The organism is Pseudomonas sp. A-R-19 (assembly GCF_019956575.1).
GTDB lineage: Bacteria > Pseudomonadota > Gammaproteobacteria > Pseudomonadales > Pseudomonadaceae > Aquipseudomonas.
In genome coordinates this window covers 165,928-192,488 of record NZ_JAHBDR010000082.1, presented here as the reverse complement: position 1 = coordinate 192,488, position 26,561 = coordinate 165,928, and the positions used below count along the sequence as shown (strand labels likewise).

Below are 26,561 nucleotides of genomic sequence, written 5' to 3'. Positions count from 1 at the left end.
GTTGACTCGTTGAAGAACAAAAGCCCGGCAAGGGTGACTGAGTGAACAGCTGAACACGCGATGACTCGTTAGAAAGTCATTTGATTAGTTTTGCCTTCGGGCAGTTTCCATTAGCGATTTCGAGAGACGGATGAACATCACCACCTTTGCCAAACGCCTGTTCCTGCTAGTCCCGCTGCTTCTCTCACCTGCCGCCTTCGCGGTCGAGATGATGCCGTCGCCACCGCAACTGGCCGCCAAGGCCTACGTGCTCATGGACGCCAGCAGCGGCAACGTGCTGGTCGAAAACAATGGTGACCAGCGTCTGCCACCGGCCAGCCTGACCAAGCTGATGACCGCGTACATCGCGACCCTGGAAATCCGTCGTGGCCAGATCGGCGAAAACGATCCGGTGACCGTCAGCGAGAACGCCTGGCGTACCGGCGGTTCGCGGATGTTCATCAAGGTCGGCTCGCAGGTGACTGTCAGCGACCTGCTGCACGGCATCATCATCCAGTCGGGCAACGACGCCAGTGTTGCGCTCTCCGAGCACATCGCCGGCAGCGAAGACGCATTCGCCGACATGATGAACAAAACCGTCGGCGACCTGGGCATGACCAATAGCCACTTCATGAACCCGACCGGTCTGCCGAACCCCGAGCACTATTCGTCGGCTCACGACATGGCCGTGCTGGCTCGCGCGATCATCCACGAAGACCCGGCTCACTACGCGATCTACTCGCAGAAAGAGTTCTTCTGGAACGGCATCAAGCAACCTAACCGCAACCTGCTGCTGTGGCGCGACAAGACCGTCGACGGTCTGAAAACCGGTCACACCGACGAAGCGGGCTACTGCATGGTGTCCTCGGCTGTACGTGATGGCATGCGCCTGATCGCCGTGGTATTCGGTACCAACAGCGAAGTGGCTCGCGCCGCCGAGACCCAGAAGCTGCTGACCTACGGTTTCCGCTTCTTCGAAACCCAGACCTTCTATCAGAAAGGCGCCGAGCTGGCTCAGGCTCCTGTCTGGAAAGGCGCCACCAACCAGGTCAAGGCCGGCCTGGCTGAAGACCTGACCATGACCCTGCCGAAAGGCCAGCTGAAAAAGCTCGCTGCCAGCATGACCATGAACCCGCAACTGGTTGCGCCAATCGCCAAGGGCGACGTGATCGGCAAGGTCGAAGTCAAACTGGACGACAAGGTGGTGCACAGCGCCGACCTGATCGCTCTGGACGGCGTCGAAGAGGGTGGTATCTTCCGTCGCATGTGGGATAGCATCCGTCTATTCTTCTACGGCTTGTTCAACTGATAGTGTGCTCCTGCAAGGCCCCGTGCTGATCCGGCGTGGGGCTTTGCCGTCGCCACGGCTTACGCTTACGAGGCCGTTACGCCATGACCGATACCGAAGTAAAGGCGCCAAAGATCGAGTTCCCTGCCAATGATTACCCGGTTAAGGTGATCAGCGACACCGGTGTGGGCAACAAGGACAGGATCATCGACATCGTCCGCAAGCACGCCAAGATCAACGATGAGCGTGTTGACGAGCGCCAGAGCAGCAACGGCAAATACACCACCATTCAGTTGCACATCGTCGCGACCGACCAGGATCAGCTGTACAACATCAACAGCGAACTGCGGGCTACCGGTTTCGTGCACATGGTGCTGTGATGTCCGGCACGCTGGGCTTTCGCGAGCTCGGCCAGATAGCTTATGAGCCGGTCTGGCATGCCATGCAACGCTTCACCAACGAACGCGGCAGCGATGCTCCCGACGAGATCTGGCTGGTCGAACACCCGCCGGTCTTCACCCAGGGGCAGGCTGGCAAGGCCGAACACTTGTTGTTGCCGGGCGATATTCCGGTGGTGCAGGTCGATCGCGGTGGTCAGGTGACTTACCACGGCCCAGGCCAACTGGTGGCCTACCTGCTGCTGGACGTACGCAAGCTCGGTTTTGGCGTGCGCGATCTGGTCACCCGGATGGAGCAGTGCCTGATCGAGCTGTTGGCCAGTTACGGCGTGATCGCCGCAGCCAAGCCCGATGCACCGGGTGTCTATGTCGACGGGGCGAAAATCGCCTCCCTGGGTCTACGGATCCGCCATGGTTGTTCCTTTCATGGCCTGGCCTTGAACGTGGACATGAACCTGGAACCGTTTCGACGGATTAATCCCTGCGGTTACGCCGGGCTGGCGATGACCCAGCTGAGCGATCACGCAGGATCGATTGAATTTGCCGAGGTAAGTGCCCGGCTGCGCGCGCAGCTCGTCAAACACCTCGACTATGCTGAGCAGACGACCCTGACGGGCGGAATCGACTGATATGACTACTGATGCAGTGCAAACCATGATCCCGACGCTTGATGTCACCGAGCGCCCGGCCCCGCGTCCCAAGGTTGAAGCCGGCGTCAAGCTGCGCGGCGCCGAGAAGGTTGCACGCATCCCGGTGAAGATCATTCCGACCACCGAACTGCCGAAGAAACCAGACTGGATTCGCGTACGCATCCCGGTTTCGCCGGAAGTCGACCGCATCAAGGCCCTGCTGCGCAAACACAAGCTGCACAGCGTGTGTGAAGAAGCGTCCTGCCCGAACCTGGGCGAATGCTTCTCCGGTGGCACCGCGACCTTCATGATCATGGGTGACATCTGCACCCGTCGTTGCCCGTTCTGCGACGTCGGCCACGGCCGTCCGAAGCCACTGGACGTCAACGAACCGGAAAGCCTGGCCATTGCCATCGCCGACTTGAAACTTAAATACGTGGTGATCACCTCGGTGGACCGCGATGACCTGCGTGACGGTGGTGCCCAGCACTTCGCCGACTGCATCCGCGAAATCCGCAAGCTGTCACCGAACGTACAGCTCGAAACCCTGGTCCCGGACTACCGTGGCCGCATGGACATTGCGCTGCAAATCACTGCCGCCGAGCCGCCAGATGTGTTCAACCACAACCTGGAAACCGTGCCGCGCCTGTACAAGGCTGCGCGCCCGGGTTCGGACTACCAGTGGTCACTGACCCTGCTGCAACGCTTCAAGCAGATGATGCCGCACATTCCGACCAAGTCCGGCCTGATGCTGGGTCTGGGCGAGACCGACGAAGAAGTCATCGAAGTCATGAAGCGCATGCGCGAGCACGACATCGACATGCTGACCCTCGGCCAGTACCTGCAACCGTCTCGCAGCCACTTGCCGGTGCAGCGCTTCGTGCACCCGGACACCTTCGCCTGGTTCGCCGAGGAAGGTTACAAGATGGGCTTCAAGAACGTCGCTTCCGGTCCACTGGTACGCTCCTCGTACCACGCCGACGAGCAGGCCAAGCTGGTCAAGGCCGAGCTGATGTCGTCCTGATCTGCACAAAGAAATGAAAAACGCCCGCATGGTATCCAGCCTTGCGGGCGTTTTTTTGCCTGGCCTACGGCACTGGCCGCTTTTTCCCGCAACCTTCGGGGCGACTGACCCTCTTCAGTTTGTCCCTGTTCCTGACTACTGTGTGCTGACGTGTTCACGCTGGGAGATTCACGGATGACCGCTCGACCGACCCACACCCTTTGCCCTCATGCTCCCGTCCCGGCACTGCCGTCGGAAGGCAAGATCGGCGTTATCGCGCCCGCCGGTCCCGCGTCGCTGGACACCGACAAGGCGGTGCAATGGATGCGTGCCCGGGGTTATTCACTGAAAGTGTTTCCCGGTGTCTACGAGAAAGATGGCTACCTGGCCGGCAGCGATGACGTGCGGCTCAATGACCTGCACGCAGCGTTCGCGGATCGTGAAGTCGATGCCATCATCTGTCTGCGCGGTGGTTACGGCACGCCGCGGCTGCTTGATCGCATCGATTTCCAACTGCTGCGCGACAACGCCAAGCCATTCATCGGCTACAGCGACATCACTGCCGTGCATTTGGCGATCAGTCGCTATGCCGGCTTCGTGACATTTCATGGTCCGCTGCTCAATGCCGACCTCCTGGGTGACAAGCAAATACCTACGGAGTCCTCCTTCTTCAACATGCTGAGAGGGCAGGTGAGGGCAGGCACAGTGCTGGCGCATCCAGTGGCCTACCCGTTGACCACAATCGAGCCGGGCGTGGCCCATGGACGCTTGCTGGGGGGCAATCTGGCCATGATTGCCGCAACCATGGGCACGCCTTACGAAATTGACGCCGAGGGCGTCATTCTGTTGATCGAGGACATCAACGAGCCGCTGTATCGCATTGACCGGTTGCTGACTCAACTGCGATTGGCAGGCACGTTGCACAAGCTGCGGGGTGTGCTGGTCGGGGATGTGGCGGGGGTGGAGGTAGCTGCGCTGGAGAGATTGCTCAAGCAGACCTTCGCGCCATTGAAGATTCCGGTGCTGTCCGGGTGGCGCAGTGGGCACTGCGATCCGAACCTGACGTTGCCGATGGGGGCGCTGGTCAGGCTGGATGCGGGGAATCAGGAATTGACACTGGAGCAGGATGTGGTGGTCAGGCAGTAGATTTTCAGTGCCTGACTGTCAGTCTTCGCGAGCAAGCCCGCTCCCGCATTGATTTTGTGCCGTTCACAGAACCAGTGTGGGAGCGGGCTTGCTCGCGAAGCTTTTAGCGGTTACGCAACCCTTCCAGCAATTTGTGCGTCGGATAGCCATCCGCCGGCCAGCCAAACGACTGCTGGGCGCTGCGGATTGCCTTGCGGGTGTTGGCGCCGATGATGCCGTCGGCCGTGCCGGCGTCATAGTTTTGCGCACTCAACAGGTTTTGCAGTTCGATCCGTTCAGTACGGCTCAGAGGCAGGTCATCCTTTGGCCATGAGCCGCTGATCAAGCCCGCGCCATTGAAGCGTTCGGACAGCAGGCTCACCCCCAGGGCGTAAGACGACGAGTTGTTGTACTTGAGGATTGCCCGGAAATTATCGAGCACCAGGAACGCCGGGCCACGGTAGCCGGCTGGCAACAACAGGGCCGCGGACAATTGCTCGGAACCGGCCGGGACCTGACCATCGTTGGGCAGGGTAATGCCTAGTTGCCGCCATTCGGCGACGCTCTTGCGAATCGTGCCGTCGGCCAGCAGGTAGTTGAACCCGCTCGGCAGCTGGACTTCAAAGCCCCATGGCTGGCCTCTCTGCCAGCCCGAGCTTTGCAGGTAATGCGCGGTCGAGGCCAGGGCATCGGCCGAGCTACCCCAGATATCGCGACGCCCGTCACCATCGAAGTCCACCGCATGGGTGTTGTAGGTGGTTGGGATGAACTGTGTCTGGCCCATGGCGCCGGCCCAGGATCCGAGCATCTTCTCGGGCTCGATATCGCCTTGTTGCAGGATCTGCAGGGCGGCAATCAATTGCGCGTGGGCGAAACCGGGACGACGACCTTCGTAGGCCAGGGTGGCCAGTGAGTTGATCACTGACTTGCTGCCCTGGAACTGGCCAAAGTTGCTTTCCATACCCCACACGGCCACCAGGGCCTGACGATCAACACCGTAACGCTGCTCGATGCTTTGCAGGACGTCAGCGTACTGGTCGATCAGCGACTGGCCTTTGCGTACCCGCAGCGGCGACAGGGCGCCATCAAGGTATTCCCACACCGGTTTTGCGAATTCCGGTTGGCTGCGATCGGCACGAATCACACTGGGGTCGAAGCTGACATTGGCGAAAGCGCGATCAAACAGATCGGCGCGAATACCGGCGGCCAAGGCATCCTTGCGGAAACCCGCCTGCCATTCGGCAAAGGTCTGGGTTGGCTGGATGTCGAGGTTCTCACCCGTCGGAACCACAGGCGGAACAACCGCCGGGGCGGTGGCGACAGGCAGCGTCTGAAGCGGCTGAGCGTCGGCTGCGGTCGGTTTTTCCGCACAGGCGACAAGCAAAACAAGGCTGGAGGCAGCGATCAATTGGCGCAGGTGCCAACGACGGGGAAGACAAAAGGGCATGCACGGGTCCAGGAAAAACGAATCAGGTACAGACCTTAACATGTCGAAGGGGTGTTCTGCTTTACGCAGCCAGAAAGTAAGAAGCCTCCCAGTTGTCAGACTGGAAGGCTTCGCGGCGGTAACTGCCTTTGCCCTTGGCCGGGCGTTCCTGGCGGCTGCGGAACAATGGCTGGGCGATGATGGATTTGGCCTTGTTGGGGCCATGCTTCGATGGCTTTTTGCTCATGGTGATGCCTCGCAGGGGAGTGGTTTTTGCGGGGCAAATCATCGGCCGAAGTTGGGGGGATGTCTAGTCCCTACATTGTGTAGGATCTTTCATTGATCTTGATAGCGATGTGGTTTCTGTGGCGAGGGGGCTTGCCCCCGTTCGGCGGCGAAGCGTCGTAAAATCGATATACGCGGTTTGTCTGAAATACCGTGTGTATCGATTATGGGGGGCGCTTCGCGCCCCAACGGGGGCAAGCCCCCTCGCCACAGGAAGCCTTACTCGGCAGGTAACGACAATCTTTGCCCCGCCATCAACAGCGTCAACCGGCTCAGGCTCATCCACGGCGAACCCGCCGCCTGGCCCTTGATCTGCGCGTCGATGCGTTGCGCTTCCAGCAGCAGTTGCGCCCAGCGTTGTGCCGAGTAGCGTTGCAGGGCTTTGCTCATCAACGGTTTACGTTTGTCCCAGACCGGGGGTTTGGCCTGGCTGAAGGCTTTGTCCAGCGGCGTCCCCTGGCTGTATTGCAGCGAAATATTGGCCAGCAGGCGCAGCTCCCGGGCCAGGGCCCAGAGAATCACCGGCGGCTCGACGCCTTCACCGCGCAAGCCTTCGAGCATGCGCAGCGCGTGGGCCGCTTCACCATTGAGCACGGCATCGGTCAGGCCAAACACGTCGAAGCGCGCACTGTCGGCCACCGCCGCCTGCACGGTTTCAACGGTGATCTGACCGCCTTCGGCCATCAGTTTGAGCTTTTCGATTTCCTGGGCGGCGGCCAGCAAGTTGCCCTCGACCCGTGCAGCGATCAGTTCAACGGCATCCTGGCTGGCGGAAAGACCGGCCTGGGACAGGCGTTGGCGGATCCAGCTGGGCAACTGGCCAACATCGACCGGCCAGATCTGCACGAACTGGGTCTGCTGTCCTTCGACCAGCGCCTTGCCCCACTTGGTTTTCTGCGCGCTGCCGTCGAGTTTCGGCAAGCTGACAAGCAGCACGGTGTCTTCGGCCGGGCGCGAGCAATATTCGATAAGCGCGGCGGCACCTTTGTCGCCGGGTTTGCCGGAAGGCAGGCGCAGCTCCAGCAGGCGCTTTTCAGCGAACAGCGACATGCTGGCACCGGCTTGCAGCAACGTCCCCCAGTCGAAACTGGCGTCGGCGGCAAACACCTGGCGCTCATCGAATCCCTGCTGACGGGCGGCGGCGCGAACAGCGTCGGCCGCTTCCTGGCACAACAACGGGTCATCACCGCTGATGATATAGACCGGCGCGAGGGCACCTTGCAGGTGTTTGGCGAGTTGGGCGGGGGCGAGCTTCATAAGAGAGGGCAAACGGGGCGCCCGGGCGCCCCGTAAGTCTTACTGCTGCGGCAGTTCGACAGGCGACTGGCGCGGGGTTTCCGCTTCAGCCTTTTGTGCCGCTTCCAGTGCCTCGGCGTCAGCCTTGGCCCTGGCTTCGGCAGTCTGCTGCAACTGATCCAACTGGGCCGGGCTCAGTTGTTCCAGGCGCAGCATCATGCGTTGAACCATCTCGCGGCGGCCTTCTTCCCGGGCGGTGGCGGCTTCCTGGTCAGAGCCCACCAGGTTGTTGCCGTCGTGCATATAGATTTTCTGCACTTCAAGCTTGTCGCTCAGCAGTGGCAGATCGCCGCGACCACGGATGTCGTAGTTCAGCACGGTGGTGATCTGGTACTCGCCAGCACGACCGGCACCTGCGTAGCTGATGATGCGCTGGTTTTCCTGTTCATTGGTCAGGATCAGCTTGTAAGGCGCACCGGTATAGACCTTGACGCCGCTGCCTTCCAGGACCTGGCGCAGTTGGGTCACGGTTGGACCGTAGGCGTTACGGGCGCTCAGGTCGAGTTCCTTGATCGCCAGTTCGTTGGTGCCGGTGCCACGCAGCTGGAAACCGCAGGCGCTCAGCAGAACCGCGAGGCCCATCACCAGCAGATTGCGTTTGATCATCTTGTTGCTCCCCTTGAAACCATGTGGGCCGATCAAGCGGCCCGAAAGGTTTTATTCGGCGCCAGGCTCACCTGGCGCCTGATCCAATTAGCTGGCGACGATATTGACCAGTTTCCCGGGCACTACGATCACTTTACGAATGGTCAGACCGTCGACGAAACGCAGTACGTTTTCGTTGGCTCGGGCGGCGGCTTCGACTTCTTCGCGACTGGCGCTGGCCGGCATTTCGATCTGGCCACGCAGCTTGCCGTTGACCTGGATGACGAGCGTAAGGCTGTCCTGCACCAGTGCGCTGTCGTCCTGCACCGGCCAAGTGGCGTCGATCACTGGATCAGCGTGACCCAGTTGATTCCACAGCTCATGGCTGATGTGCGGCGTGATCGGAGCCAGCAGCAGAGTCACGGTTTCCAGGCCTTCGTGAATCAATGCGCGATCCTGTTCGGTGGCTTGCGCGGCTTTTTCCAGCACGTTCATCAACGTCATCACCTGGGCGATGGCAGTATTGAACTTGTGGTTCTGGCCGACATCCTGGCTGGCCTGCTTGATGGCCAGGTGGATCGAGCGGCGAACGGCTTTCTGCTCGTCGTTCAGGCCGGCTACGTCCAGTTTGCCCGGCAGGCCTTGAGTGACGTGTGCTTGGGCCAGGCGCCAGACGCGCTTGAGGAAACGGTGCGAACCTTCGACGCCGGAGTCGGACCATTCAGCGCTCATGTCAGGTGGCGAGGCGAACATCATGAACAGGCGGCAGGTGTCTGCGCCGAACTGATCGATCATCGACTGTGGGTCGACGCCGTTGTTCTTCGACTTGGCCATCTTCTCGGTGCCGCCGATTTCCACCGGCAGGCCGTCGGATTTCAATTTGGCGCTGATGACCTTGGCCTTGCTGTCACGCTCAAGCTCGACGTCCGCCGGGTTGAACCAGGTGTAGGCACCATTGGCTTCGCGGCGATAGTAAGTCTCGGCGATCACCATGCCCTGGGTCAGCAGGTTCTTGAACGGCTCGTTGGAGCTCACCAGGCCTTCGTCGCGCATCAGCTTGTGGAAGAAGCGCGCGTAGAGCAGGTGCAGGATCGCGTGTTCGATACCACCGATGTACTGATCCACCGGCAACCAGTGATCGGCTGCCGATTTTTCTACCAGGCCGCCTTCAAAGTGCGGCGAGGCGTAACGGGCGTAGTACCACGAGGACTCGACGAAGGTGTCCATGGTGTCGGTTTCACGCTTGGCAGGCGCGCCGCATTTCGGGCAGCTGCACTCGTAGAACTCGGGCATGCGCGCCAACGGCGAGCCGGCACCGTCGGGTACGACGTCTTCCGGCAGCACGACTGGCAGTTGATCTTCCGGTACCGGTACGTCACCGCAAGTGTTGCAGTGAATGATCGGGATCGGGCAGCCCCAGTAGCGTTGACGGCTGATGCCCCAGTCGCGCAGGCGGAACTGGGTGCGCGAGGCGCCGAGTTCTTTCTTGATCAACGCAACTTCGATGGCGTCGAAGGCGCCCGCGAAGTCGAGGCCATCGAACTCACCGGAGTTGATCAGCGTGCCGTGCTCGCCGTAGGCGTCTTGCCATGGCGTCGGGTTGGTGTCGCCGGAGCTGGTGCGCACCACCGATTTGACCGGCAGGTTGTACTTGTGGGCGAATTCGAAATCGCGCTCGTCGTGGGCCGGAACCGCCATCACCGCGCCGTCGCCGTAGTGCATCAGCACATAGTTGGCGACCCATACCGGCAGTTTTTCGCCGGTCAGCGGGTGCTCGACGAACAGGCCGGTCGGCAGGCCTTTTTTCTCCTGGGTGGCGACGTCGGCTTCAGCCACGCTCCCGCCCTTGCATTCGGCGATGAACGCTTGCAGCTCAGGGTTGTTCTGCGCCGCCAGGGTGGCCAGGTGATGCTCGGCGGCCACGGCGACGTAGGTAGCGCCCATCAGGGTGTCCGGACGGGTGGTGAAGACTTTCAGTGTGCCGGTTTCGCCGATGGAGTCGACGTTGTACGGGAACTGTACTTCCATGCCGCGGGATTTGCCGATCCAGTTGCGCTGCATGGTCTTGACCTGTTCAGGCCAGCCAGTCAGTTCGTCGAGGCTCTCCAGCAGTTCATCCGCGTAGGCGGTGATCTTGAAGTAGTACATCGGGATTTCGCGCTTTTCGATCAGCGCGCCGGAACGCCAGCCACGGCCGTCGATCACTTGCTCGTTGGCCAGGACGGTCTGGTCGACCGGGTCCCAGTTCACGGTGCCGCTTTTTTTGTAGATCACGCCTTTTTCGAACAGGCGGGTGAACAGCCATTGTTCCCAGCGGTAGTAATCGGGCTTGCAGGTGGTCACTTCGCGCGACCAGTCCACTGCCAGTCCCAGGCTGCGCAGCTGGGATTTCATGTAGGCGATGTTTTCGTAGGTCCACTTGGCGGGCGCTACGTTGTTCTTCATCGCGGCGTTTTCCGCCGGCATGCCGAAGGCGTCCCAACCCATGGGTTGCAGAACGTTCTTGCCTTGCATGCGCTGGTAGCGGGAGATCACGTCGCCGATGGTGTAGTTGCGCACGTGCCCCATGTGTAGCTTGCCGCTGGGGTAAGGGAACATCGACAGGCAGTAGTAAGTCTCCTTGCCTGGCTGTTCACTGACTTCAAAGGACTTTTGCTCGTCCCAGAACGACTGGGCGGCGGCTTCGATTTCACGGGGCTGATATTGTTCGTGCATGGCTACTTTTGAACTGAATAGGGGTGGCCTAATCCTCTTCAATGCAACGCTGGACGCGGATCACGCCATATTGGCGTTTTCGATGCCCAGCCGAGCTGGAAGTGGAGTTACAGGAAGCGCCGTAGCATACATGACCGCGCTCTACCGAGGGAAACCCTGATTACTGCCGCGCGTCCTGCAAAAACCGCTGCGAGGGCCGTTGGTCGCGGCGTTCAGCCGGTTTGTTCATGGAAGCTAAGCTCTAACTGGGGAGTAGGTCTTATCTTCCAATGAGGTGAGGGATGGTTGAGTCACAGCAAAAAGCTACAAAACCGGAGCTGTACGAAAGGCTGATCGATCGTTTGGCCTTGGCCCTGGACGCGGCAAAAACCGCTAGCCGGTTGCGCGACGAACGCCCTCTGGAGCTGGAACTGCGTGGCCTGAGCTCCGCAGAGTTTGCACTGGTCAAGGCGTATCTGGATCGCAGTGAGCGTGAGACACACGGATGCTTGTCAGAAGCGGTAAAGCAACTCGACGCACCACGTTCGGCCAAGATCATCTGGCTCAAGGACAAGGTTCCCGGCAGAGACGCGGTAAAGGTCCGGTCTTTGCAGTTCAAATAGGGCGCCGAGCCATGCTCCATGCATTTTTGAAGCATAGTCCTTCCGTATTGATTGTCGCATCACGCCAACCCACTTAGGCTTCGGGCATCTCCGGGAGATGCTCGATGCCATTTCGTTACTTCGTAAAACAACTACTTTTGCCACCCGGCATTCTATTGCTGCTGCTTTTGCTTGCCTGGTGGTTGCGCCGCTCAAGGCCAAGGCTTGCCGGCGCGTGCTTTGCGCTGGGCCTGGGTGGATTCTGGCTGATGAGCCTGCCGGTGGTGGTGCAGTGGGGGGCAGGCCTGCTCGAGCGGGAGCCACCGTTGGCACGCGATGAATGGGCAATCCTGGGGCAGCGGGCAGACGCCATTGTTGTCCTCGGCTCCGGGCGCGAGCGCGGTGATGTGGCCTGGGGGAGCGACCAGCCCACGGGTGTCGGTCTGGAACGCCAGCGCTATGCCGCGCGGCTGGCGAAGGCTTCCGGCCTGCCGGTACTGACCAGCGGCGGCTTGCATTACGGTACGCCGCCCAGCGAGGCGCAGATGATGGCGGACTCCTTGCGTGACGATTTTGGTGTGAGCGTGCGCTGGCAGGAGGGGCGTAGCCGCACGACCTGGGAGAATGCACAGTTCAGCGCCGAGGTGTTGCAGCCGCAGGGCATCAAGCGTGTGGTGCTCGTGACTCAGGCCTGGCATATGCCACGAGCGACCTGGAGTTTCCGCAAGGCCGGCTTTGAGGTGGTGCCGGCACCGGTAGGATTTCTGGGTGGCGACAACGCGCGGCCACTGGGTGGCTGGATGCCGGAGTTCAAGGCGATCTGGCAGAACGGGCAATTGATGAACGAGGCGGTGGGGCAGGTCGGTTATTCGTTGTTCTACTGAAGTAATGTCTGTGCTGATTGATGGGGTGCCTGTGATGCCGCCTTCGCGAGCAAGCCCGCTCCCACACTGGAACTAAGTCGGTCACTGTATTTGTGTACGACGCCGATCAAATGTGGGAGCGGGCTTGCTCGCGAAGCTTTTAAACGGTCTTGGCCATCCGGCTCGCAATCAGCGCCCAGCCAAACAACAACACGCAGAGAATGAGCAATGGCCACGAACGCCATTCCAGGTACGGCGTCAGGTTGTGCATTGGCACCACTTCGCCATACAGGATGCCGCGCTCGAACTGCGGGATCTGATCGGTAATCTGACCGAACGGGTTGATCAGGCCGGATACGCCGTTGTTGGTGGCGCGGATCATCCAGCGGCCGGCTTCCAGCGCGCGCATCTGCGCCATCTGCAGGTGTTGCAGCGGCCCGATGGAGGTGCCGAACCAGGTGTCGTTGCTGATGGTCAGCAGCAGATCGCTGCGGGCGGCAAGGCTGGCGGCGAACTCCGGATAAACCACTTCATAGCAGATGAACGGCGCGATCTGATAACCCTTGGCTTGCAACAACGGCTGGTCGGCCGGGCCGCGAGCGAAGTCCGACATTGGCAGGTCGAAGAAGGCGATCAGTCCGCGCAGCATGTCCTGCAAGGGGACATATTCACCAAACGGCACCAGTTTTTGCTTCAGGTAAGTGCCGTCGCCTTCACCGGTAACGGTGATGCCGTTGAAGAAGCGCTTCTCGTGGCGTACCTCCATGCGCACCGGGACGCCGGTTATGAAGGCCGATTTACGCTCGGCCGCGAAGTTACCCATCATGCTCAGGTAGCCCTCGGCAGACTCCTTCAGCACTGGAATCGCCGTTTCCGGCCAGATCAGGAGGTCGGCGCGCTTTGAGCTGAAGCTCATGTCGCGGTACAGCGCCAGTTGTGCGTTGAGCTGCGCCGGGTCCCATTTCATACTTTGTTCGACGTTGCCCTGGATGGCGGCAACGCTCAATGGCGGGCCCGACGGGCTGGTCCAGGCATGGTGCTTGAGTGCCATGCCGGCCAGCCATGGGCCGACCAGCAGCAATGCGCCAGCAGCAATAAAGCCTTTGTGCCCCGTGCGAACCAGGCGCAAACCGTTGTAGATCAACGCAGCTGTCAGGGCCAGGGTGAAGGAAATCAGCCACATTCCGCCAAGGGGGGCGAGCCCGGCCAGCGGGCCATCGAGCTGGCTGTAACCGGAGTACAGCCACGGGAAACCCGTCAGGAACCAGCCACGGAATGCTTCCTGGCCGACCCATAGCGCCGCGAAGGCCAGGGCATCGGCCAGCGGCGCCTCATTGCGGCGCAGCCAGCGCGCCCAAATCCAGGCAGGCAGGGCAAAGAACCAGGCAATCGCCGCCGTGAAGAGCAGCATCAGGAAACCGGCCAGCAATACCGAAGCACCGCCGAAGTGGTGAATGCTGTAGTAGATCCAGCTGGTACCGGCACCGAACAGGCCGAACCCGAAACACCAGCCGCGACCCAGCGCCTGACGTGGGCTCAGCTCACGCAAACCGGCATAGAACAGGCCGACGGCGAGCAGTGCCAGTGGCCAGATATCGAACGGCGCCAGGGCCAGGGTGGTGATTGCACCGGCCGCCACGGCCAGCAGGTTACCGGGCCAGCCGGGGCGGGTTGTCCAGCGCATTTCAATCCTTAGCGAGCAATGGGCGTCAGGCGAAGCAAGTGAATCCGACGGCTGTCGGCGTTCAGGATGCGGAAACGGTACGGGCCGATCTCAGTGATTTCGTTGCGTTTGGGCAAGTGCCCGAACGCGCTCATCACCAGGCCGCCGACGGTGTCGAACTCATCGTCAGAGAACTCGCTGTCGAAAAATTCGTTGAAGTTCTCGATCGGCGTCAGCGCCTTGATCAGGAAATCACCGCTGGGCAGCGGCTTGATGTAGCTGTCTTCTTCGACGTCGTGTTCGTCTTCGATGTCGCCGACGATTTGTTCCAGCACGTCTTCGATGGTCACCAAACCGGCCACGCCGCCGTATTCGTCGATGACGATGGCCATGTGGTTGTGGTTGGCGCGGAATTCGCGCAGCAGCACGTTAAGGCGCTTGGATTCCGGTACGAATGTAGCCGGACGCAGCAGGTCCTTGATGTTGAAGCTGTCGCCGTTCTCCTTGAGGATCAACGGTAGCAAGTCCTTGGCCAGCAACACGCCCATCACGTCATCGTGGCTTTCGCCGATCACCGGATAGCGGGAGTGGGCCGAGTCGACCACGGCAGGCAGGAACTCGCGAGGTGTCTGGTTCGCCTTGATGCTGACCATTTGCGAGCGCGGGACCATGATGTCCCGGACCTGCAAGTCAGCCACCTGGATGGCGCCTTCGACGATGGCCAGCGCTTCGCTGTCCAGCAGTTTGTTCTGGTGTGCATCGCGCAGCAGCTCCAGCAGCTCCTGGCGGTTTTTCGGCTCGTGGGCAAAAGCCTGGGTGAGCTTACCCAGCCAAGACTTCTGCCCGTTGCTCGATCGATCTTCGCTCATAGCGATTACTCTGAATCCTTTGTTGTTTCGGTGGGGGATAAATCGGTTTCGTCGTCCGCGTACGGATCGGGAAAGCCCAGTTCTGCAAGCAACGTTCGTTCCAGTGCTTCCATCTCTTCGGCTTCGTCATCATCAATATGGTCGTAACCAAGCAGATGCAAGCAGCCGTGAATCACCAGGTGCGCCCAATGGGCCTTGAGTTCCTTGCCCTGTTCAGCGGCTTCGCGCTCGACCACGGCCACGCAGATCACCAGATCGCCCAGCAGCGGGATGTCGAGGAACTCATCCGGCACATCGGCCGGGAATGACAAGACGTTAGTTGCGTAATCCTTTTGCCGCCAGGTGTGGTTCAGCTCGCGTCCTTCGGCTTCGTCGACCAGACGAATGGTCATCTCCGAATCGGCGGTGCGTTGGCGTAAAGCCAGTTCGCACCACTGGCGGAACTCGGCTTCGCTGGGGGCGGGGGCTTGGGTGGCGATTTGCAGGTCAAGCTCAAGCATCGCGGCGGCTATCCTTGGCGGCTGCATCATCGGCCGCTTTGGTTTCGAAGCGCTCGTAGGCTTCAACGATGCGCTGCACCAACGGATGGCGCACGACGTCCTTGGGCTGGAAGTGCGTGAAGCTGATACCCGGCACATCCTTGAGCACTTCGATCACATGGTGCAGGCCGGACTTGGTGCCGCGTGGCAGGTCAACCTGGGTGATGTCCCCGGTGATGACGGCCGTGGAACCGAAGCCGATCCGGGTCAGGAACATCTTCATCTGCTCGACCGTGGTGTTCTGGCTTTCGTCGAGAATGATGAAGCTGTTGTTCAGCGTGCGGCCACGCATGTAGGCCAGTGGCGCGACTTCGATCACCTGGCGCTCGATCAGCTTGGCAACGTATTCGAAGCCGAGCATTTCGTAGAGTGCGTCGTAGAGCGGGCGCAGATACGGGTCGATCTTTTGCGACAGGTCGCCAGGCAGGAAGCCGAGTTTTTCACCCGCTTCGACGGCCGGACGCACCAGCAGGATGCGACGGATCTGCTCGCGCTCCAGTGCATCCACCGCGCAGGCCACGGCCAGATAGGTCTTGCCGGTACCGGCCGGGCCGATGCCGAAGTTGATGTCGTTTCCGAGGATTTCCTTCACGTAGCGCAGCTGATTCAAGCCGCGGGGGCGAATCATGCCTTTCTTGGTGCGCAGGGCGACGGAGGCTTCGGCGGGGGAGTGGTTGTCCAACTGCTCGACGGCCGATTCCTGCAGGAACAGGTGCACCATGTCTGGCGACAGCTCGGTACCCTTGGTTTCCCGGTACAGGCGGCGCAGGAGGTTTTCCGCGGAGGTGGTGTGTTTGGGCTCGCCGATCAGCTCGAACTGGTTGCCGCGATTGCGGATCTCGATGGTCAGGCGCTGTTCGATCAAGCGCAAATGCTCGTCGAATTGCCCGCACAGATTGGCGAAGCGGCGAGCTTCAAAAGGCTCGAGGATGAAACGATGTGGTTCTATGGGTGCGTTCAAGGTCGTATTTAGCCGCCCTGGGGCAATTGAGATGAAATCAAGGATAACGCCAGTGGGCTGGGTGGGAAAGCTCTTAAATAAGATGCAGAAATTTGGCACTTAAACTGTGGCGAGGGGGCTTGCCCCCGTTCGACTGCGAAGCAGTCGCAAAATACCAGGACCGCTTCGCGATCCAACGGGGGCAAGCCCCCTCGCCACAAAAGCCCGCTCCCACAAGGGGGACGCGGGGTTACTGGATCAACGACCCCCGCAGCGAATGCGGCTGCGCGGCATCGATGTGCACATCCGCGAACTGGCCGATCAGGGTCGGATTATCGCAGCGGAAGTTGACGATACGGTTATTTTCGGTCCGGCCTTGCAGTTCGCCTGGGTCTTTTTTCGAGTAATCGGTCACCAGGATCCGTTGGATCGAGCCGACCATTTGTCGGCTGATCTCGAAACCTTGCTGGTTCAGGCGATGTTGCAGCGCATTCAGGCGTTCTTTTTTCAGCTCTTCCGGCGTGTCATCGGCCAGGTCGGCGGCCGGAGTGCCCGGGCGCTGGCTGTAGACGAACGAGTAGGAAAAGTCGAAACCGACGTCGGCAATCAGCTTCATGGTCTGCTCGAAGTCTTTCTCGGTCTCGCCCGGGAAGCCGACGATGAAGTCCGAACTGATGCAGATCCCCGGCACGGCGGCGCGCAGCTTGCGCAGTTTGGATTTGTACTCCAGCGCTGTGTGGTTGCGCTTCATCGCCGCGAGGATGCGGTCAGAGCCCGACTGCACCGGCAAGTGCAGGTGCTTGACCAGTTCCGGCACGTCGGCGTGGGCCTGGATCAGACTGTCGGAGAACTCCAGCGGATGCGACGTGGTGTAGCGGATGCGGTCGATGCCATCGACTGCGGCGACCACGCGGATCAGCTCGGCCAGGTCCGCCAGGCGCCCGTCATGGGTCTTGCCACGATAACCGTTGACGTTCTGCCCCAGCAGCGTCACTTCGCGCACGCCGTTTTCGGCCAGGTGAATGATCTCGGCAAGCACGTCGTCGAACGGCCGGCTGACCTCTTCGCCACGGGTGTAGGGCACCACGCAGAACGTGCAGTACTTGCTGCAACCTTCCATCACCGACACGTAGGCGCTCGGGCCGTCGATGCGGGGTTCGGGCAAATGGTCGAATTTTTCGATTTCCGGGAACGAGACGTCGACTTGCGGCAGCTTGGTGATGCGCGCGGCGTCGATCATTTCCGGCAGGCGGTGCAGGGTCTGCGGGCCGAAGACCACGTCGACGTACGGTGCGCGATCGCGGATGGCCGCGCCTTCCTGGCTGGCTACGCAACCACCGACGGCGATTACCATGTCCGGGTTGGCCAGCTTCAGTTCGCGCCAGCGACCGAGTTGGGAGTAGACGCGGTCCTGGGCACGCTCGCGGATAGAGCAGGTGTTGAGCAGGATCACGTCGGCGTCTTCAGCGCGCGCGGTGACTTCCAGGGCCTGATGTTCGCCCAGCAGATCGACCATACGCGAGCTGTCGTACTCGTTCATCTGGCAACCGTGGGTTTCGATGTAAAGCTTCTTGGCCATGGAAAGAGTCATCACGTGATTCAAAGAACCGCGCATTATAGGGAACATGTCCCGCGGTTCCTACCGCTGCGCGTCCAATGGCTATGCTATAGTTCGCGCCCTCATTTTTATCCCCCGATGTGTTGCTCGCCTGCCATGACCAAACGTGAAGCTCCAATCTACAAGGTGATTTTCCTCAACCAGGGCCAGGTGTTCGAAATGTACGCCAAGCAGATCTATCAAAGTGATCTGTGGGGCTTTCTGGAAGTGGAAGAGTTCGTCTTTGGCGAGCGCACGCAAGTGGTCGTCGATCCGAGCGAAGAGAAGCTCAAGGCACAGTTCGAAGGCGTGGTGCGCAGCTTTGTGCCGATGCATTCGATTGTGCGTATCGACGAAGTCGAGCGTCTGGGCACACCGAAAATCAGCGAAGCCCGTGGCGCGGTCGGCAATGTAATGCCGTTTCCGATGCCGATGCCTGAGAAGTAAGTAGCCAAGGCTAGAGAGGCTTGTTGTGGCGAGGGGGCTTGCCCCCGTTGGGCTGCGAAGCGGCCCCAAATCCGACCACCGCAGTCTTCTATGGATGCTGCATTTAGAGATTTTACGACTGCTGCGCAGCCGAACGGGGGCAAGCCCCCTCGCCACAAAGCCCCTCGTTGTTTTCAGGGCAATGGCGCAAAAGGCGTACGCCCATCGGCGCTCTGCAATTCCATCAGGTATTTACGGAAAATTTGCCCGAGCACCTGGGTGGCGACTTCGAGTTCTTCGCGGGGCATCTTTTCAGTGACTTCGTCGGCAGTGTCCAAGGCATCTTCGGCGCCGTTGACCGCCGCCATCTTCAGCAGGATATACGCCTGAACGTTATTGGCCGGCACGCCTTCGCCGTGGAAGAACATGGTGCCTAACTTGAATTGCGCCTGGGCGTGGCCTTGCAGCGAGGCCTTTTCGAAATAGCTCAGGGCTTGATTGAGGTCGCGCGGCGCGTTTTTGCCTTCGTAGTAGAACTCACCCAACTCGTATTGCGCTTGCGCATCCCCTTCATCCGACGCTTTCTGGCAGGCAGCGAGCGCCTGTTCCAGGTCTTGCGGCTGGGTATTGAGGGTGCAGCGACCCATCGCTGGGATCAACAACGAGTTGCCGCCTGCTTGTGCGTGCGCGAGCAGGGGCTGAAGAAGCAACAGGCAGCCCAGTGCAAGGGTGCGGCCGGTGCGGTTCATGGGAATCGACTTACCTCTGAAGGGCGCGCGGACCCATCGAGGGGATCCAATAAGCGCGCATTATGAAATAAGCAGGGCCAACCTTACAAAGTCTTTACTCGTTTTTCTGCTGCGCGGGAAATATATCACCGGTTTTGCGGAGGATTTTTGCTGAAACTGTAGGAATGCAGGCGGGCGTGTAGGTGAAAGCTGACGCCGGCAATGGCCAACGTCAGCGCTACAGCGTTATTTCAAGGCAGCGAAGGCGCGCTCGGCGGCGTCCAGGGTCAGTTTCAGCTCGGCTTCGCCATGAGCGATCGACGTGAACCCGGCTTCGAAGGCGCTCGGTGCCAGGTACACGCCGCCTTCCAGCATCAGGTGGAAGAAACGACCGAACAGGGCCGCGTCGCTGGCCATGACGTCATCGAAGGTGACGATGTCGTCGGCGCCGCTGAAGTACAGGCCGAACATGCCGCCGGCCTGGGTGGTCACGAACGGAATGCCGGCCGCATCGGCGCGCTGTTGCAGGCCGTCGAGCAGGCGAGTGGTGTAGTCGGTCAGCTCGGCGTGGAAGCCCGGGCGGCTGATCAGGCGCAGGGTGGTCAGGCCGGCGGCCATCGCCAGCGGGTTACCGGACAGCGTACCGGCCTGGTAGACCGGGCCCAGCGGGGCGATGCGCTGCATGATTTCACGCTTGCCGCCGAAGCAGCCGACCGGCATGCCGCCACCGATGATCTTGCCGAAGGTGGTCAGGTCCGGCGTCACGCCGTAGTACGCCTGGGCACCGCCGAGGGCGACGCGGAAACCGGTCATCACTTCGTCGAAAATCAGCACCACGCCGTGCTTGTCGCACAAGGTCCGCAGGCCTTCGAGGAAGCCCGGTGCCGGCGGCACGCAGTTCATGTTGCCGGCCACTGGCTCGACGATGATGCAAGCAACGTCCTGGCCGACTTCGGCGAGCATGGCTTCAACGGCATCGATGTCGTTGAAGGGCAGGGTCAGGGTGTGTTTGGCGAACGCGGCCGGCACGCCGGCCGAGCTCGGTACGCCCTGGGTCAGTGCGCCGGAACCGGCCTTGACCAGCAGGCTGTCGGAGTGACCGTGGTAGCAGCCTTCGAACTTGATGATGCTGTCGCGGCCGGTGAAGCCGCGGGCCAGGCGAATGGCGCTCATGGTTGCTTCGGTGCCGGAGCTGACCATGCGCACCATTTCCATCGACGGCACGAGGGAACAGACCAGGTCGGCCATCTGCGTTTCCATCTCGGTCGGGGCGCCGTAGGACAGTCCGTGTTCAAGCTGCTTGCGCACGGCGTCCAGCACGTCCGGGTGGCTGTGGCCGAGAATCATCGGGCCCCAGGAACCGACGTAATCCACATAGCGCTTGTCGTCTTCGTCGGTGACGTAGGCGCCTTCGGCGTGCTTGAAGAACAACGGCGTGCCGCCGACGCTCTTGAACGCGCGAACCGGCGAGTTCACGCCACCGGGAATGTGTTTCTGGGCATTGGCAAACAGCGTTTCGGAACGAGACATGATCGGGCTCTCAAATCAGATTTTAAGCGACTTAAATAGAAAACAGTTCGTTGAAGGCGCGGGCACGACGGGTCACTTCGGCCGTACTCTCGGCGCCAAACAGGCCATGCACCACGGCCAGCAGATCGACGCCGTGGGCCACCAGCGGGGCGGCGTTGTCCAGGGTGATGCCGCCGATTGCGCAGATCGGCAAGTGCAACTGCTTGCGCGCCTGGTCGAGCAGGTCGAGGCTGCAGGTCGGTGCGCCGGGCTTGGTGTTCGAATTGAAGAAACGACCGAAGGCGACATAGCTGGCGCCTTCTTTGGCAGCCTGTTCGGCCAGTTCGAGCTGCGCGTGGCAGGTCGAGCCGATGATGGCTTTGGAACCGAGCAGGGCGCGGGTCGGCGACAGCGGACCGTCCGTCTGGCCCAGGTGCACGCCAACGTTCAGGCGCGCGGCCAGTTCGGCGTCATCATTGATGATTAGCTTGGTGTTGTAGCGTTCGCACAGCTCGCGCAGTGCTTCGGCCTCACGCAGGCGGCGGGCCTCGTCACTGCTCTTGTCACGGTATTGCAGCAAGATGACGCCGCCTTCCAGCGCCGCCTCCACGTACTTGAGCAATTTGCCGTCCAGCAAATGGCTGTCGGTAATGGCGTACAGGCCACGTAGTTTCATCGGACAAGCCTCAGCGCATTACTAATAGAAGTTACGAACAGAAATCCAGTGGCAAACGGCGCGGCACAAACTGGCCTTTGCCCAACTGCTCGGCATCGCGCAGGGTGCGCCACGTGTAGTTAAGCGCGGTCTGTACGGCACTGGCGAGGTTTTCGCCCTGGGCCAGACGACCGGCCAGCGCGCTGGCCAGGGTGCAACCGGAACCGTGATAACTGCCGGGCAAACGCTGACAGGTATAGGTTTCGCGCAGGCCGTCGCGGCTGTACAGGCGATTGTGGATTTCGGTTTCGTCGCCATGGCCGCCGGTGATCAGCAGGTGTTTGACGTACGGCAGGAGTTTTTCAGCGCACTCGTCCGCGGTGCCATCTGGCAGTTCGGCGAGGATCCGGGCTTCGGGAAGGTTGGGGGTTGCAATGATCGACAGGGGCAGCAGGCGTTCGCGCATGGCGTAGCCCACCTCGTCCTTGCCCAGGCGCCCGCCGCCGCCGGCGCGCAGCACCGGGTCGCAGACCACCGGCAGGTGCGGGTGCGCCGAAAGCAGTTCGACAACGGTGTCGACCATTTCCAGGGAACCGAGCATGCCCAGTTTGACCGCAGCGACTTCGGAATCGTTGAGCACGGCATTGGCCTGGGCCAGTACCCACTCACGGTCGAGGACGCGGAAGTCAGTGACATTGACGGTGTCTTGCACGGTCAGGGCGGTGACGGCCGGAGCCGCATGGCAACCCTGAGCGAGCAGGGCTTCGATATCTGCCTGCAAGCCGGCGCCACCACTTGGGTCGTGGCCGGAGAGACAGAGGACAACGGGGCGAGAGCTGTAGATATTCATGGTGCGCGAGCTTACCACCAAACCTGTTTTTCGGGGGCAGCGACATGCCATTGTGGCGAGGGAGCTTGCTCCCGCTGGGTCGCGAAGCGGCCCCCCATAACCTGCCTGGTTGAACGCGTTGGCGGGTTTCACGACTGCTTCGCAGCGGAACGAGGGCAAGCCCCCTCGCCACAGTGACTAGCCAACCACAAAATGCCTTCCCGGAGCTGCTCTGAGACGCCCGGTCTAGAGCCTCTGTAGGAAAAGTTTCAATGGTGTTTAATGGCCATCAACGGCTATGCTAGAGTGGATCCAAACCAATAACAGGTGATACCGGTTCTACGTCTGCTCAAAAGGAATGGGGGGCTTCCTGACAGAATCGGACAGGCCACGCTGGGGCTTCAATGCGCTATTTGCTGATGTTGCTGTTGTGTTTGCCCCTCTTGGCAAACGCCGTCGAGTTCGATGAGTTCACTCAAAGCCTCCCCTTGGGCCGAACCCTGCAGGTCTACGAGGACGCAGGTGGTCAGGCGACCATCGCGGATATCCGTGCACAAGCGGCGGCCGGCAACTTCAAACCGCACCATAAGGACACGCTCAACGCCGGGTACTCGCGTTCGGTGTTCTGGTTGAAAATCGACCTGCATTACCGTCCGGCCAATCCGGCGGCGCAACGGACCTGGCTGCTGGAACTGGCCTATCCGCCCCTCGATCGTCTCGATCTCTATTTGCCCGATGCGGCCGGCAACTATCAGTTGGTCAGGCAGACTGGCGATGCCTTGCCCTTCGCCAGCCGCGAGATTCGTCAGAACAACTATCTGTTCGACCTGACGTTCAAGCCTGACCAGGCCGAAACCCTATTCCTGCGCTTGCAAAGCGAAGGCTCGATCCAGGCACCGGTCACCTTGTGGTCAAGCACCGCCTACCTCGAAGAACAGCCCGTGCGCCTCTACGTACTGGGGCTGATCTACGGCGTGCTGCTGGGGATGCTGGTCTACAACCTGTTCATCTACCTCAGCGTGCGCGACACCAGTTACCTCTACTACATCTTCTATATCGCCTCGTTCGGCTTGTATCAGCTGTCGGTAAACGGTGCGGCCGTGCAGTATTTCTGGCCGGATAATCCATGGTGGGCCAACGCCGCGACGCCGTTTTTCATCGGCTGTGCGGGGCTGTTCGGCAGTCAGTTCGCCCGCAGTTTCCTGCAAATGGCTACCCATAGTCGCTGGCTCGACCGCTTGTTGCTGGCGCTGGTTGCCTTCGGTGCGCTGGTGGTCGGCCTGTCGTTGATGACCAGTTATGCCCTGGCCTTGCGCCTGGCCACGGCCCTGGCGCTGACGTTCACCGTGGTGATTTTTGCCGCCGGGATCTTTGCCTGGTTGCGGGGCCTGCGGGTGGCGCGGTATTTCATCATTGCCTGGTCGGCGTTCCTGCTCGGCGGCATCGTCAATACGCTGATGGTGCTGGGCTACCTGCCGAACGTGTTCCTGACCATGTATTCCAGCCAGATCGGCTCGGCCATCGAAGTGGCGTTGCTGTCCCTGGCGCTGGCCGACCGCATCAACGCCATGCGCGAGCAGCAGGCGCAAACCCTGTTCGACGCCAGCCAGAAACTTGAAGTGCTCAACCAGCAACTGGCTCGCAGTAACAAACTCAAGGACGAGTTCCTTGCCACCCTGACCCACGAACTGCGCACACCCATGAATGGTGTGATCGGTTCGCTGGAGCTGATGCAGACGGTCGATATGGACCCGGAGCTTGAGCAGTATCAGCAGACGGCTTCGGGGTCGGCGCGGGACATGATGCGCATGGTCAACGGCATCCTCACCCTCACCGAATTGCAGGCCGGCAAGCTCAAGGCCTCGGCCGACACCTTCAGCCTGCGCGGCATGGTCGAGGCGTTGCGCACGCAGTTCGAGGGCAATGCATCGGGCAAGTCGCTGGACTTCAAGGTCGATGTCGCACCGGGTGTGCCGGATCGTTTGCACGGCGACAACGTCAAGATCGCGCAATGCCTGGAGTGCCTGCTGGATAACGCCATCAAGTTCACCAAGATCGGCGGCCTGGCGCTGCGGGTGACCGGCAAGGCCGTTGAGCCCGATCGGCTGGCGTTGACCTTTGCGGTGATCGACACCGGCATCGGTTTCACCGACTTGGGGGAGGCCACGATGTATCAGCGGTTCTTCCAGCTCGATGGCTCGATGACTCGTGAATACGGTGGCCTGGGGGTTGGCCTGGCGATTTGCCGACAGTTGGTCGAATTGCTCGGTGGGCGCCTGACGCATCGCTCCGAGCCAGGACGTGGCAGCCGGTTTCAGCTGGATGTGGAAGTCGGGCTGCCGGTGGCCGAGCGTCCGGTGACGCCGTTGATGCCCCGGGATTTTCCGCGCCTGCGCTTGCCTCAGGATTGTGCCGTGCTGCTGGTCGATGGCAACAGCGTCAGTCAGTTGGTGATGCGCGGCATGTTGCTCAAACTGGGCTTCCGCGTGCGCACGGCTGACAGCGGCGATGTCGCGCTCGACCTCTTGCCGCGCGAAGTGTTTGACGCGGTACTGGTCGATTGTCAGTTGCCGCTTCAGGACGGTGAGTCGCTGTGCTGCCGGATCCGCGCGGTGGCGGGCTATGCCGAACTGCCGTTGTTCATGATCGCCCTGAGCGGTGACCGAGAACGTTGCCCGACCGGCGCGCTGATTGATTACTTGAGCAAGCCGGTGAAATTCGAAGACTTGCAGGCCGCGCTCTATCGCCGAGTGCTCTGCCCGCAACAGGGCGAAAGCGCCGACAGTTAGGCGGATATGACACTTTGTTCGGCGGAGGGGCGGTGCTTAACTGAAGTCCCTTGGCCGACCAAAGGAGCCCAGTCATGAACTTGCATCAGTTCGCCGAAACCCACGAAGTCACTAACCAGCCACCGTCACTGGACGGCGCCAACCTGTACCGCATCGACTTGCCGTTGCAGGAATGGTCGCGGCGTTTCGGGGCCGGTTGGGCCGAGTCGCGGATCGACGCCTATGGCGCGCTGGCCGGTGGGCCGTTGATGGAAGCCGGGTTCCTGGCCAATCAGAACAAGCCGGTGTTCAACAGCCATGACCGCTTTGGTCATCGCATCGATCTGGTGGAATTTCATCCGGCATATCACCAATTGATGCGCACGGCGGTAGAGCACGGCTTGACCTCGCTGCCCTGGGCGCACCCGCAGGCTGGCGCCCATGTCGCCCGCGCCTCGATGTCGTACCTGCATAGCCAGGCCGAAGCCGGCAGTGGCTGTCCGTTGACCATGACCTTCGCCAGCGTTCCGGCCATGCGCCTGCAACCGGACCTGGCCGAAAAATGGCTGCCGAAAATCCTCGCCACCGAATACGACCCGCGTAACGTCGGCATGGCCCACAAGGCCGGGGTCACCATCGGCATGGCCATGACCGAGAAGCAGGGCGGCACCGATGTGCGGGCCAATACCACCAAGGCGTATCCGGTCGGTGCCAGCGGCCCAGGCCAGGCTTATGAACTGGTGGGGCACAAGTGGTTTTGCTCGGCGCCGATGTGCGACGCCTTCCTGACCCTGGCGCAGACCGACAAGGGCCTGACCTGTTTCCTGCTGCCGCGCCATCGTCCGGACGACACACGCAATCAGTTCTATATCCAGCGTCTGAAGAACAAGCTCGGCAACTGCTCCAACGCCTCCAGCGAAGTGGAGTTTCGGGGCGCACTGGCGTGGATGGTCGGTGAAGAGGGTCGGGGCGTGCCGACGATCATCGAGATGGTCGCCATGACTCGCTTCGATTGCATGGTCGGTTCCAGTTCGCTGATGCGTCAGGCATTGACCCAGGCCAGCCATCACTGCGCTCACCGTTCGGTTGGCGGCAAACTGCTCAGCGAGCAGCCGCTGATGCAAAACGTGCTGGCGGATCTGGCGCTGGAAAGTGAAGCCGCCCTGGCCTTGAGCCTGCGCATGGGCCGGGCGCTGGACCATCTGGACGATTCGCAGGAAGCCAAATTCGCCCGTCTGGTGACGGCGGTGGGCAAGTACTGGATCTGCAAGCGGGCGCCAGCGATGATCAACGAAGCGGCCGAATGTATGGGCGGCGCGGGTTATGTTGAGGAAAGCATCCTGCCGCGGCTTTACCGCGAAGCGCCGGTGAATTCGACCTGGGAAGGTTCCGGCAACGTGCAATGCCTCGACGTACTGCGTGCCCTGTCGAAAGAGCCGGGCGTGCTTGATGCGCTGTTCAGCGAGTTGGGCGATGGTCATGGCGACAAGCGCCTGGCTGCCCATATCCATCAATTGCAGGCGGCTTTCAAGGACACCAGCGAAATCCAGTACCGCGCCCGCCAACTGACCGAGGACATTGCGTTGGGGTTGCAGGCCAAACTGTTGCTGGAGGCGGGGAATTCGGTGGTCAGTGATGCCTTCATCGCCAGTCGTCTGGAGGGCGGCGGCCGAGTGTACGGCGCATTGCCACGTGGTCTGGATGTAGAAGCCATTGTCGCCCGGTCGACTCCATTGGTGTGATCGACGCTGATCCTGTGTGGGAGCGGGCTTGCTCGCGAATGCGGTGTCATATTCAACATTGCTATGACTGACATACCGCTTTCGCGAGCAAGCCCGCTCCCACATTGGATCTTAGGTGAGTAA

The 26,561-nt window shown here is 61.0% G+C and carries 24 protein-coding genes; 10 read left to right on the top strand and 14 right to left on the bottom strand.

Going from position 1 to position 26,561, the window contains the following annotated elements; all coding sequences use genetic code 11:
* The first annotated feature begins 130 nt into the window (after window positions 1-130).
* The 5 genes from KGA88_RS24070 to KGA88_RS24050 all read left to right on the top strand — a co-directional run bounded on the left by KGA88_RS24070 (window position 131) and on the right by KGA88_RS24050 (window position 4,443).
* Complete coding sequence (locus KGA88_RS24070) at window positions 131-1,288, top strand: D-alanyl-D-alanine carboxypeptidase family protein (RefSeq protein WP_103396545.1); 1,158 nt, start codon at window positions 131-133, stop codon at window positions 1,286-1,288.
* An 83-nt stretch (window positions 1,289-1,371) separates the two neighbouring features.
* Window positions 1,372-1,647 (top strand): DUF493 domain-containing protein, encoded by a 276-nt coding sequence (locus tag KGA88_RS24065; RefSeq protein ID WP_223594691.1) that lies wholly within the window; start codon window positions 1,372-1,374, stop codon window positions 1,645-1,647.
* Complete coding sequence (gene lipB, locus KGA88_RS24060) at window positions 1,647-2,294, top strand: lipoyl(octanoyl) transferase LipB (RefSeq protein ID WP_223594688.1); 648 nt, start codon at window positions 1,647-1,649, stop codon at window positions 2,292-2,294. The genes KGA88_RS24065 and lipB overlap by 1 nt, the downstream gene beginning before the upstream one ends.
* Before the next feature lie 25 nt (window positions 2,295-2,319).
* Entirely contained in the window at window positions 2,320-3,318 is a 999-nt protein-coding gene (gene lipA, locus KGA88_RS24055) for a lipoyl synthase (RefSeq protein WP_160385797.1), read from the top strand.
* 174 nt (window positions 3,319-3,492) lie between these two features.
* Window positions 3,493-4,443 (top strand): LD-carboxypeptidase, encoded by a 951-nt coding sequence (locus KGA88_RS24050; protein ID WP_223594687.1) that lies wholly within the window; start codon window positions 3,493-3,495, stop codon window positions 4,441-4,443.
* Window positions 4,444-4,546: 103 nt separating this feature from the next.
* Here the strand turns inward: KGA88_RS24050 and KGA88_RS24045 are convergent, their stop codons facing one another.
* From KGA88_RS24045 to leuS, 5 genes are all read right to left on the bottom strand, one after another.
* Complete coding sequence (locus KGA88_RS24045) at window positions 4,547-5,869, bottom strand: lytic murein transglycosylase (protein WP_223594686.1); 1,323 nt, start codon at window positions 5,867-5,869, stop codon at window positions 4,547-4,549.
* Between the two features lie 61 nt (window positions 5,870-5,930).
* On the bottom strand, window positions 5,931-6,095 hold the full coding sequence (arfA, locus tag KGA88_RS24040; RefSeq protein ID WP_007975872.1) for an alternative ribosome rescue factor ArfA: 165 nt from the start codon (window positions 6,093-6,095) through the stop codon (window positions 5,931-5,933).
* A gap of 257 nt (window positions 6,096-6,352) precedes the next feature.
* The gene (holA, locus tag KGA88_RS24035; protein ID WP_110659866.1) at window positions 6,353-7,390 is read right to left on the bottom strand and encodes a DNA polymerase III subunit delta; all 1,038 of its coding nucleotides are present in this window, start codon (window positions 7,388-7,390) and stop codon (window positions 6,353-6,355) included.
* Between the two features lie 39 nt (window positions 7,391-7,429).
* On the bottom strand, window positions 7,430-8,035 hold the full coding sequence (gene lptE / locus KGA88_RS24030) for an LPS assembly lipoprotein LptE (RefSeq protein ID WP_223594685.1): 606 nt from the start codon (window positions 8,033-8,035) through the stop codon (window positions 7,430-7,432).
* Between the two features lie 87 nt (window positions 8,036-8,122).
* Window positions 8,123-10,729, bottom strand: coding sequence for a leucine--tRNA ligase (gene leuS, locus KGA88_RS24025; protein ID WP_223594683.1), 2,607 nt, complete (start codon window positions 10,727-10,729; stop codon window positions 8,123-8,125).
* 281 nt (window positions 10,730-11,010) lie between these two features.
* Between leuS and KGA88_RS24020 the strand changes: the two genes are divergently transcribed.
* Window positions 11,011-11,331, top strand: coding sequence for a hypothetical protein (locus tag KGA88_RS24020; protein ID WP_110659868.1), 321 nt, complete (start codon window positions 11,011-11,013; stop codon window positions 11,329-11,331).
* Between the two features lie 104 nt (window positions 11,332-11,435).
* Window positions 11,436-12,194 (top strand): YdcF family protein, encoded by a 759-nt coding sequence (locus KGA88_RS24015; RefSeq protein ID WP_223594681.1) that lies wholly within the window; start codon window positions 11,436-11,438, stop codon window positions 12,192-12,194.
* A gap of 139 nt (window positions 12,195-12,333) precedes the next feature.
* Here the strand turns inward: KGA88_RS24015 and lnt are convergent, their stop codons facing one another.
* The 5 genes from lnt to miaB all read right to left on the bottom strand — a co-directional run bounded on the left by lnt (window position 12,334) and on the right by miaB (window position 17,763).
* On the bottom strand, window positions 12,334-13,857 hold the full coding sequence (gene lnt / locus KGA88_RS24010; RefSeq protein ID WP_110659870.1) for an apolipoprotein N-acyltransferase: 1,524 nt from the start codon (window positions 13,855-13,857) through the stop codon (window positions 12,334-12,336).
* An 8-nt stretch (window positions 13,858-13,865) separates the two neighbouring features.
* Window positions 13,866-14,705 carry an HlyC/CorC family transporter gene (locus KGA88_RS24005; protein ID WP_007975860.1) on the bottom strand — a complete coding sequence of 280 codons (840 nt, stop codon included), beginning with the start codon at window positions 14,703-14,705 and terminating at the stop codon, window positions 13,866-13,868.
* 5 nt (window positions 14,706-14,710) lie between these two features.
* Complete coding sequence (ybeY, locus tag KGA88_RS24000; RefSeq protein WP_110659871.1) at window positions 14,711-15,205, bottom strand: rRNA maturation RNase YbeY; 495 nt, start codon at window positions 15,203-15,205, stop codon at window positions 14,711-14,713.
* The gene (locus KGA88_RS23995; RefSeq protein WP_110659872.1) at window positions 15,198-16,205 is read right to left on the bottom strand and encodes a PhoH family protein; all 1,008 of its coding nucleotides are present in this window, start codon (window positions 16,203-16,205) and stop codon (window positions 15,198-15,200) included. Before KGA88_RS23995 ends, ybeY begins: the two co-directional genes overlap by 8 nt.
* 229 nt (window positions 16,206-16,434) lie before the next feature.
* Complete coding sequence (gene miaB, locus KGA88_RS23990) at window positions 16,435-17,763, bottom strand: tRNA (N6-isopentenyl adenosine(37)-C2)-methylthiotransferase MiaB (RefSeq protein ID WP_110659873.1); 1,329 nt, start codon at window positions 17,761-17,763, stop codon at window positions 16,435-16,437.
* A 135-nt stretch (window positions 17,764-17,898) separates the two neighbouring features.
* On the opposite strand from miaB, the gene KGA88_RS23985 reads away from it, so the two are divergent.
* Window positions 17,899-18,228, top strand: a complete 330-nt coding sequence (locus tag KGA88_RS23985) for a DUF1820 family protein (RefSeq protein ID WP_003185742.1) — start codon at window positions 17,899-17,901, stop codon at window positions 18,226-18,228.
* A gap of 173 nt (window positions 18,229-18,401) precedes the next feature.
* On the opposite strand, the gene KGA88_RS23980 is transcribed toward KGA88_RS23985, so the two are convergent.
* The 4 genes from KGA88_RS23980 to KGA88_RS23965 all read right to left on the bottom strand — a co-directional run bounded on the left by KGA88_RS23980 (window position 18,402) and on the right by KGA88_RS23965 (window position 21,949).
* The gene (locus KGA88_RS23980; protein ID WP_103396533.1) at window positions 18,402-18,956 is read right to left on the bottom strand and encodes a tetratricopeptide repeat protein; all 555 of its coding nucleotides are present in this window, start codon (window positions 18,954-18,956) and stop codon (window positions 18,402-18,404) included.
* A gap of 225 nt (window positions 18,957-19,181) precedes the next feature.
* Complete coding sequence (gene hemL, locus KGA88_RS23975) at window positions 19,182-20,465, bottom strand: glutamate-1-semialdehyde 2,1-aminomutase (RefSeq protein ID WP_008052405.1); 1,284 nt, start codon at window positions 20,463-20,465, stop codon at window positions 19,182-19,184.
* Between the two features lie 31 nt (window positions 20,466-20,496).
* A complete protein-coding gene (thiE, locus tag KGA88_RS23970; protein ID WP_110662966.1) occupies window positions 20,497-21,120 on the bottom strand; it encodes a thiamine phosphate synthase in 624 nt (207 codons plus the stop codon).
* A 31-nt stretch (window positions 21,121-21,151) separates the two neighbouring features.
* Window positions 21,152-21,949 carry a hydroxymethylpyrimidine/phosphomethylpyrimidine kinase gene (locus KGA88_RS23965; RefSeq protein ID WP_223594680.1) on the bottom strand — a complete coding sequence of 266 codons (798 nt, stop codon included), beginning with the start codon at window positions 21,947-21,949 and terminating at the stop codon, window positions 21,152-21,154.
* 383 nt (window positions 21,950-22,332) lie between these two features.
* On the opposite strand from KGA88_RS23965, the gene KGA88_RS23960 reads away from it, so the two are divergent.
* Both KGA88_RS23960 and KGA88_RS23955 read left to right on the top strand, forming a co-directional pair.
* A complete protein-coding gene (locus tag KGA88_RS23960; RefSeq protein WP_223594679.1) occupies window positions 22,333-24,717 on the top strand; it encodes a hybrid sensor histidine kinase/response regulator in 2,385 nt (794 codons plus the stop codon).
* Window positions 24,718-24,791: 74 nt separating this feature from the next.
* Window positions 24,792-26,438 carry an acyl-CoA dehydrogenase family protein gene (locus KGA88_RS23955; protein ID WP_223594678.1) on the top strand — a complete coding sequence of 549 codons (1,647 nt, stop codon included), beginning with the start codon at window positions 24,792-24,794 and terminating at the stop codon, window positions 26,436-26,438.
* Window positions 26,439-26,561 lie beyond the last annotated feature (123 nt).

What these genes read in the sequence shown, in the direction of transcription:
- hemL (WP_008052405.1), bottom strand. Translation starts at nt 20,465, where the DNA reads ATGTCTCGTTCCGAAACGCTGTTTGCCAATGCCCAGAAACACATTCCC.
- KGA88_RS23960 (WP_223594679.1), top strand. Translation starts at nt 22,333, where the DNA reads ATGCGCTATTTGCTGATGTTGCTGTTGTGTTTGCCCCTCTTGGCAAAC.
- KGA88_RS24045 (WP_223594686.1), bottom strand. Translation starts at nt 5,869, where the DNA reads ATGCCCTTTTGTCTTCCCCGTCGTTGGCACCTGCGCCAATTGATCGCT.
- arfA (WP_007975872.1), bottom strand. Translation starts at nt 6,095, where the DNA reads ATGAGCAAAAAGCCATCGAAGCATGGCCCCAACAAGGCCAAATCCATC.
- ybeY (WP_110659871.1), bottom strand. Translation starts at nt 15,205, where the DNA reads ATGCTTGAGCTTGACCTGCAAATCGCCACCCAAGCCCCCGCCCCCAGC.
- KGA88_RS24015 (WP_223594681.1), top strand. Translation starts at nt 11,436, where the DNA reads ATGCCATTTCGTTACTTCGTAAAACAACTACTTTTGCCACCCGGCATT.
- holA (WP_110659866.1), bottom strand. Translation starts at nt 7,390, where the DNA reads ATGAAGCTCGCCCCCGCCCAACTCGCCAAACACCTGCAAGGTGCCCTC.
- lnt (WP_110659870.1), bottom strand. Translation starts at nt 13,857, where the DNA reads ATGCGCTGGACAACCCGCCCCGGCTGGCCCGGTAACCTGCTGGCCGTG.
- KGA88_RS24005 (WP_007975860.1), bottom strand. Translation starts at nt 14,705, where the DNA reads ATGAGCGAAGATCGATCGAGCAACGGGCAGAAGTCTTGGCTGGGTAAG.
- KGA88_RS23985 (WP_003185742.1), top strand. Translation starts at nt 17,899, where the DNA reads ATGACCAAACGTGAAGCTCCAATCTACAAGGTGATTTTCCTCAACCAG.
- miaB (WP_110659873.1), bottom strand. Translation starts at nt 17,763, where the DNA reads ATGGCCAAGAAGCTTTACATCGAAACCCACGGTTGCCAGATGAACGAG.
- leuS (WP_223594683.1), bottom strand. Translation starts at nt 10,729, where the DNA reads ATGCACGAACAATATCAGCCCCGTGAAATCGAAGCCGCCGCCCAGTCG.
- KGA88_RS24070 (WP_103396545.1), top strand. Translation starts at nt 131, where the DNA reads ATGAACATCACCACCTTTGCCAAACGCCTGTTCCTGCTAGTCCCGCTG.
- lipA (WP_160385797.1), top strand. Translation starts at nt 2,320, where the DNA reads ATGATCCCGACGCTTGATGTCACCGAGCGCCCGGCCCCGCGTCCCAAG.
- KGA88_RS23955 (WP_223594678.1), top strand. Translation starts at nt 24,792, where the DNA reads ATGAACTTGCATCAGTTCGCCGAAACCCACGAAGTCACTAACCAGCCA.
- KGA88_RS24050 (WP_223594687.1), top strand. Translation starts at nt 3,493, where the DNA reads ATGACCGCTCGACCGACCCACACCCTTTGCCCTCATGCTCCCGTCCCG.
- thiE (WP_110662966.1), bottom strand. Translation starts at nt 21,120, where the DNA reads ATGAAACTACGTGGCCTGTACGCCATTACCGACAGCCATTTGCTGGAC.
- KGA88_RS23965 (WP_223594680.1), bottom strand. Translation starts at nt 21,949, where the DNA reads ATGAATATCTACAGCTCTCGCCCCGTTGTCCTCTGTCTCTCCGGCCAC.
- KGA88_RS24020 (WP_110659868.1), top strand. Translation starts at nt 11,011, where the DNA reads ATGGTTGAGTCACAGCAAAAAGCTACAAAACCGGAGCTGTACGAAAGG.
- KGA88_RS23980 (WP_103396533.1), bottom strand. Translation starts at nt 18,956, where the DNA reads ATGAACCGCACCGGCCGCACCCTTGCACTGGGCTGCCTGTTGCTTCTT.
- KGA88_RS24065 (WP_223594691.1), top strand. Translation starts at nt 1,372, where the DNA reads ATGACCGATACCGAAGTAAAGGCGCCAAAGATCGAGTTCCCTGCCAAT.
- lipB (WP_223594688.1), top strand. Translation starts at nt 1,647, where the DNA reads ATGTCCGGCACGCTGGGCTTTCGCGAGCTCGGCCAGATAGCTTATGAG.
- lptE (WP_223594685.1), bottom strand. Translation starts at nt 8,035, where the DNA reads ATGATCAAACGCAATCTGCTGGTGATGGGCCTCGCGGTTCTGCTGAGC.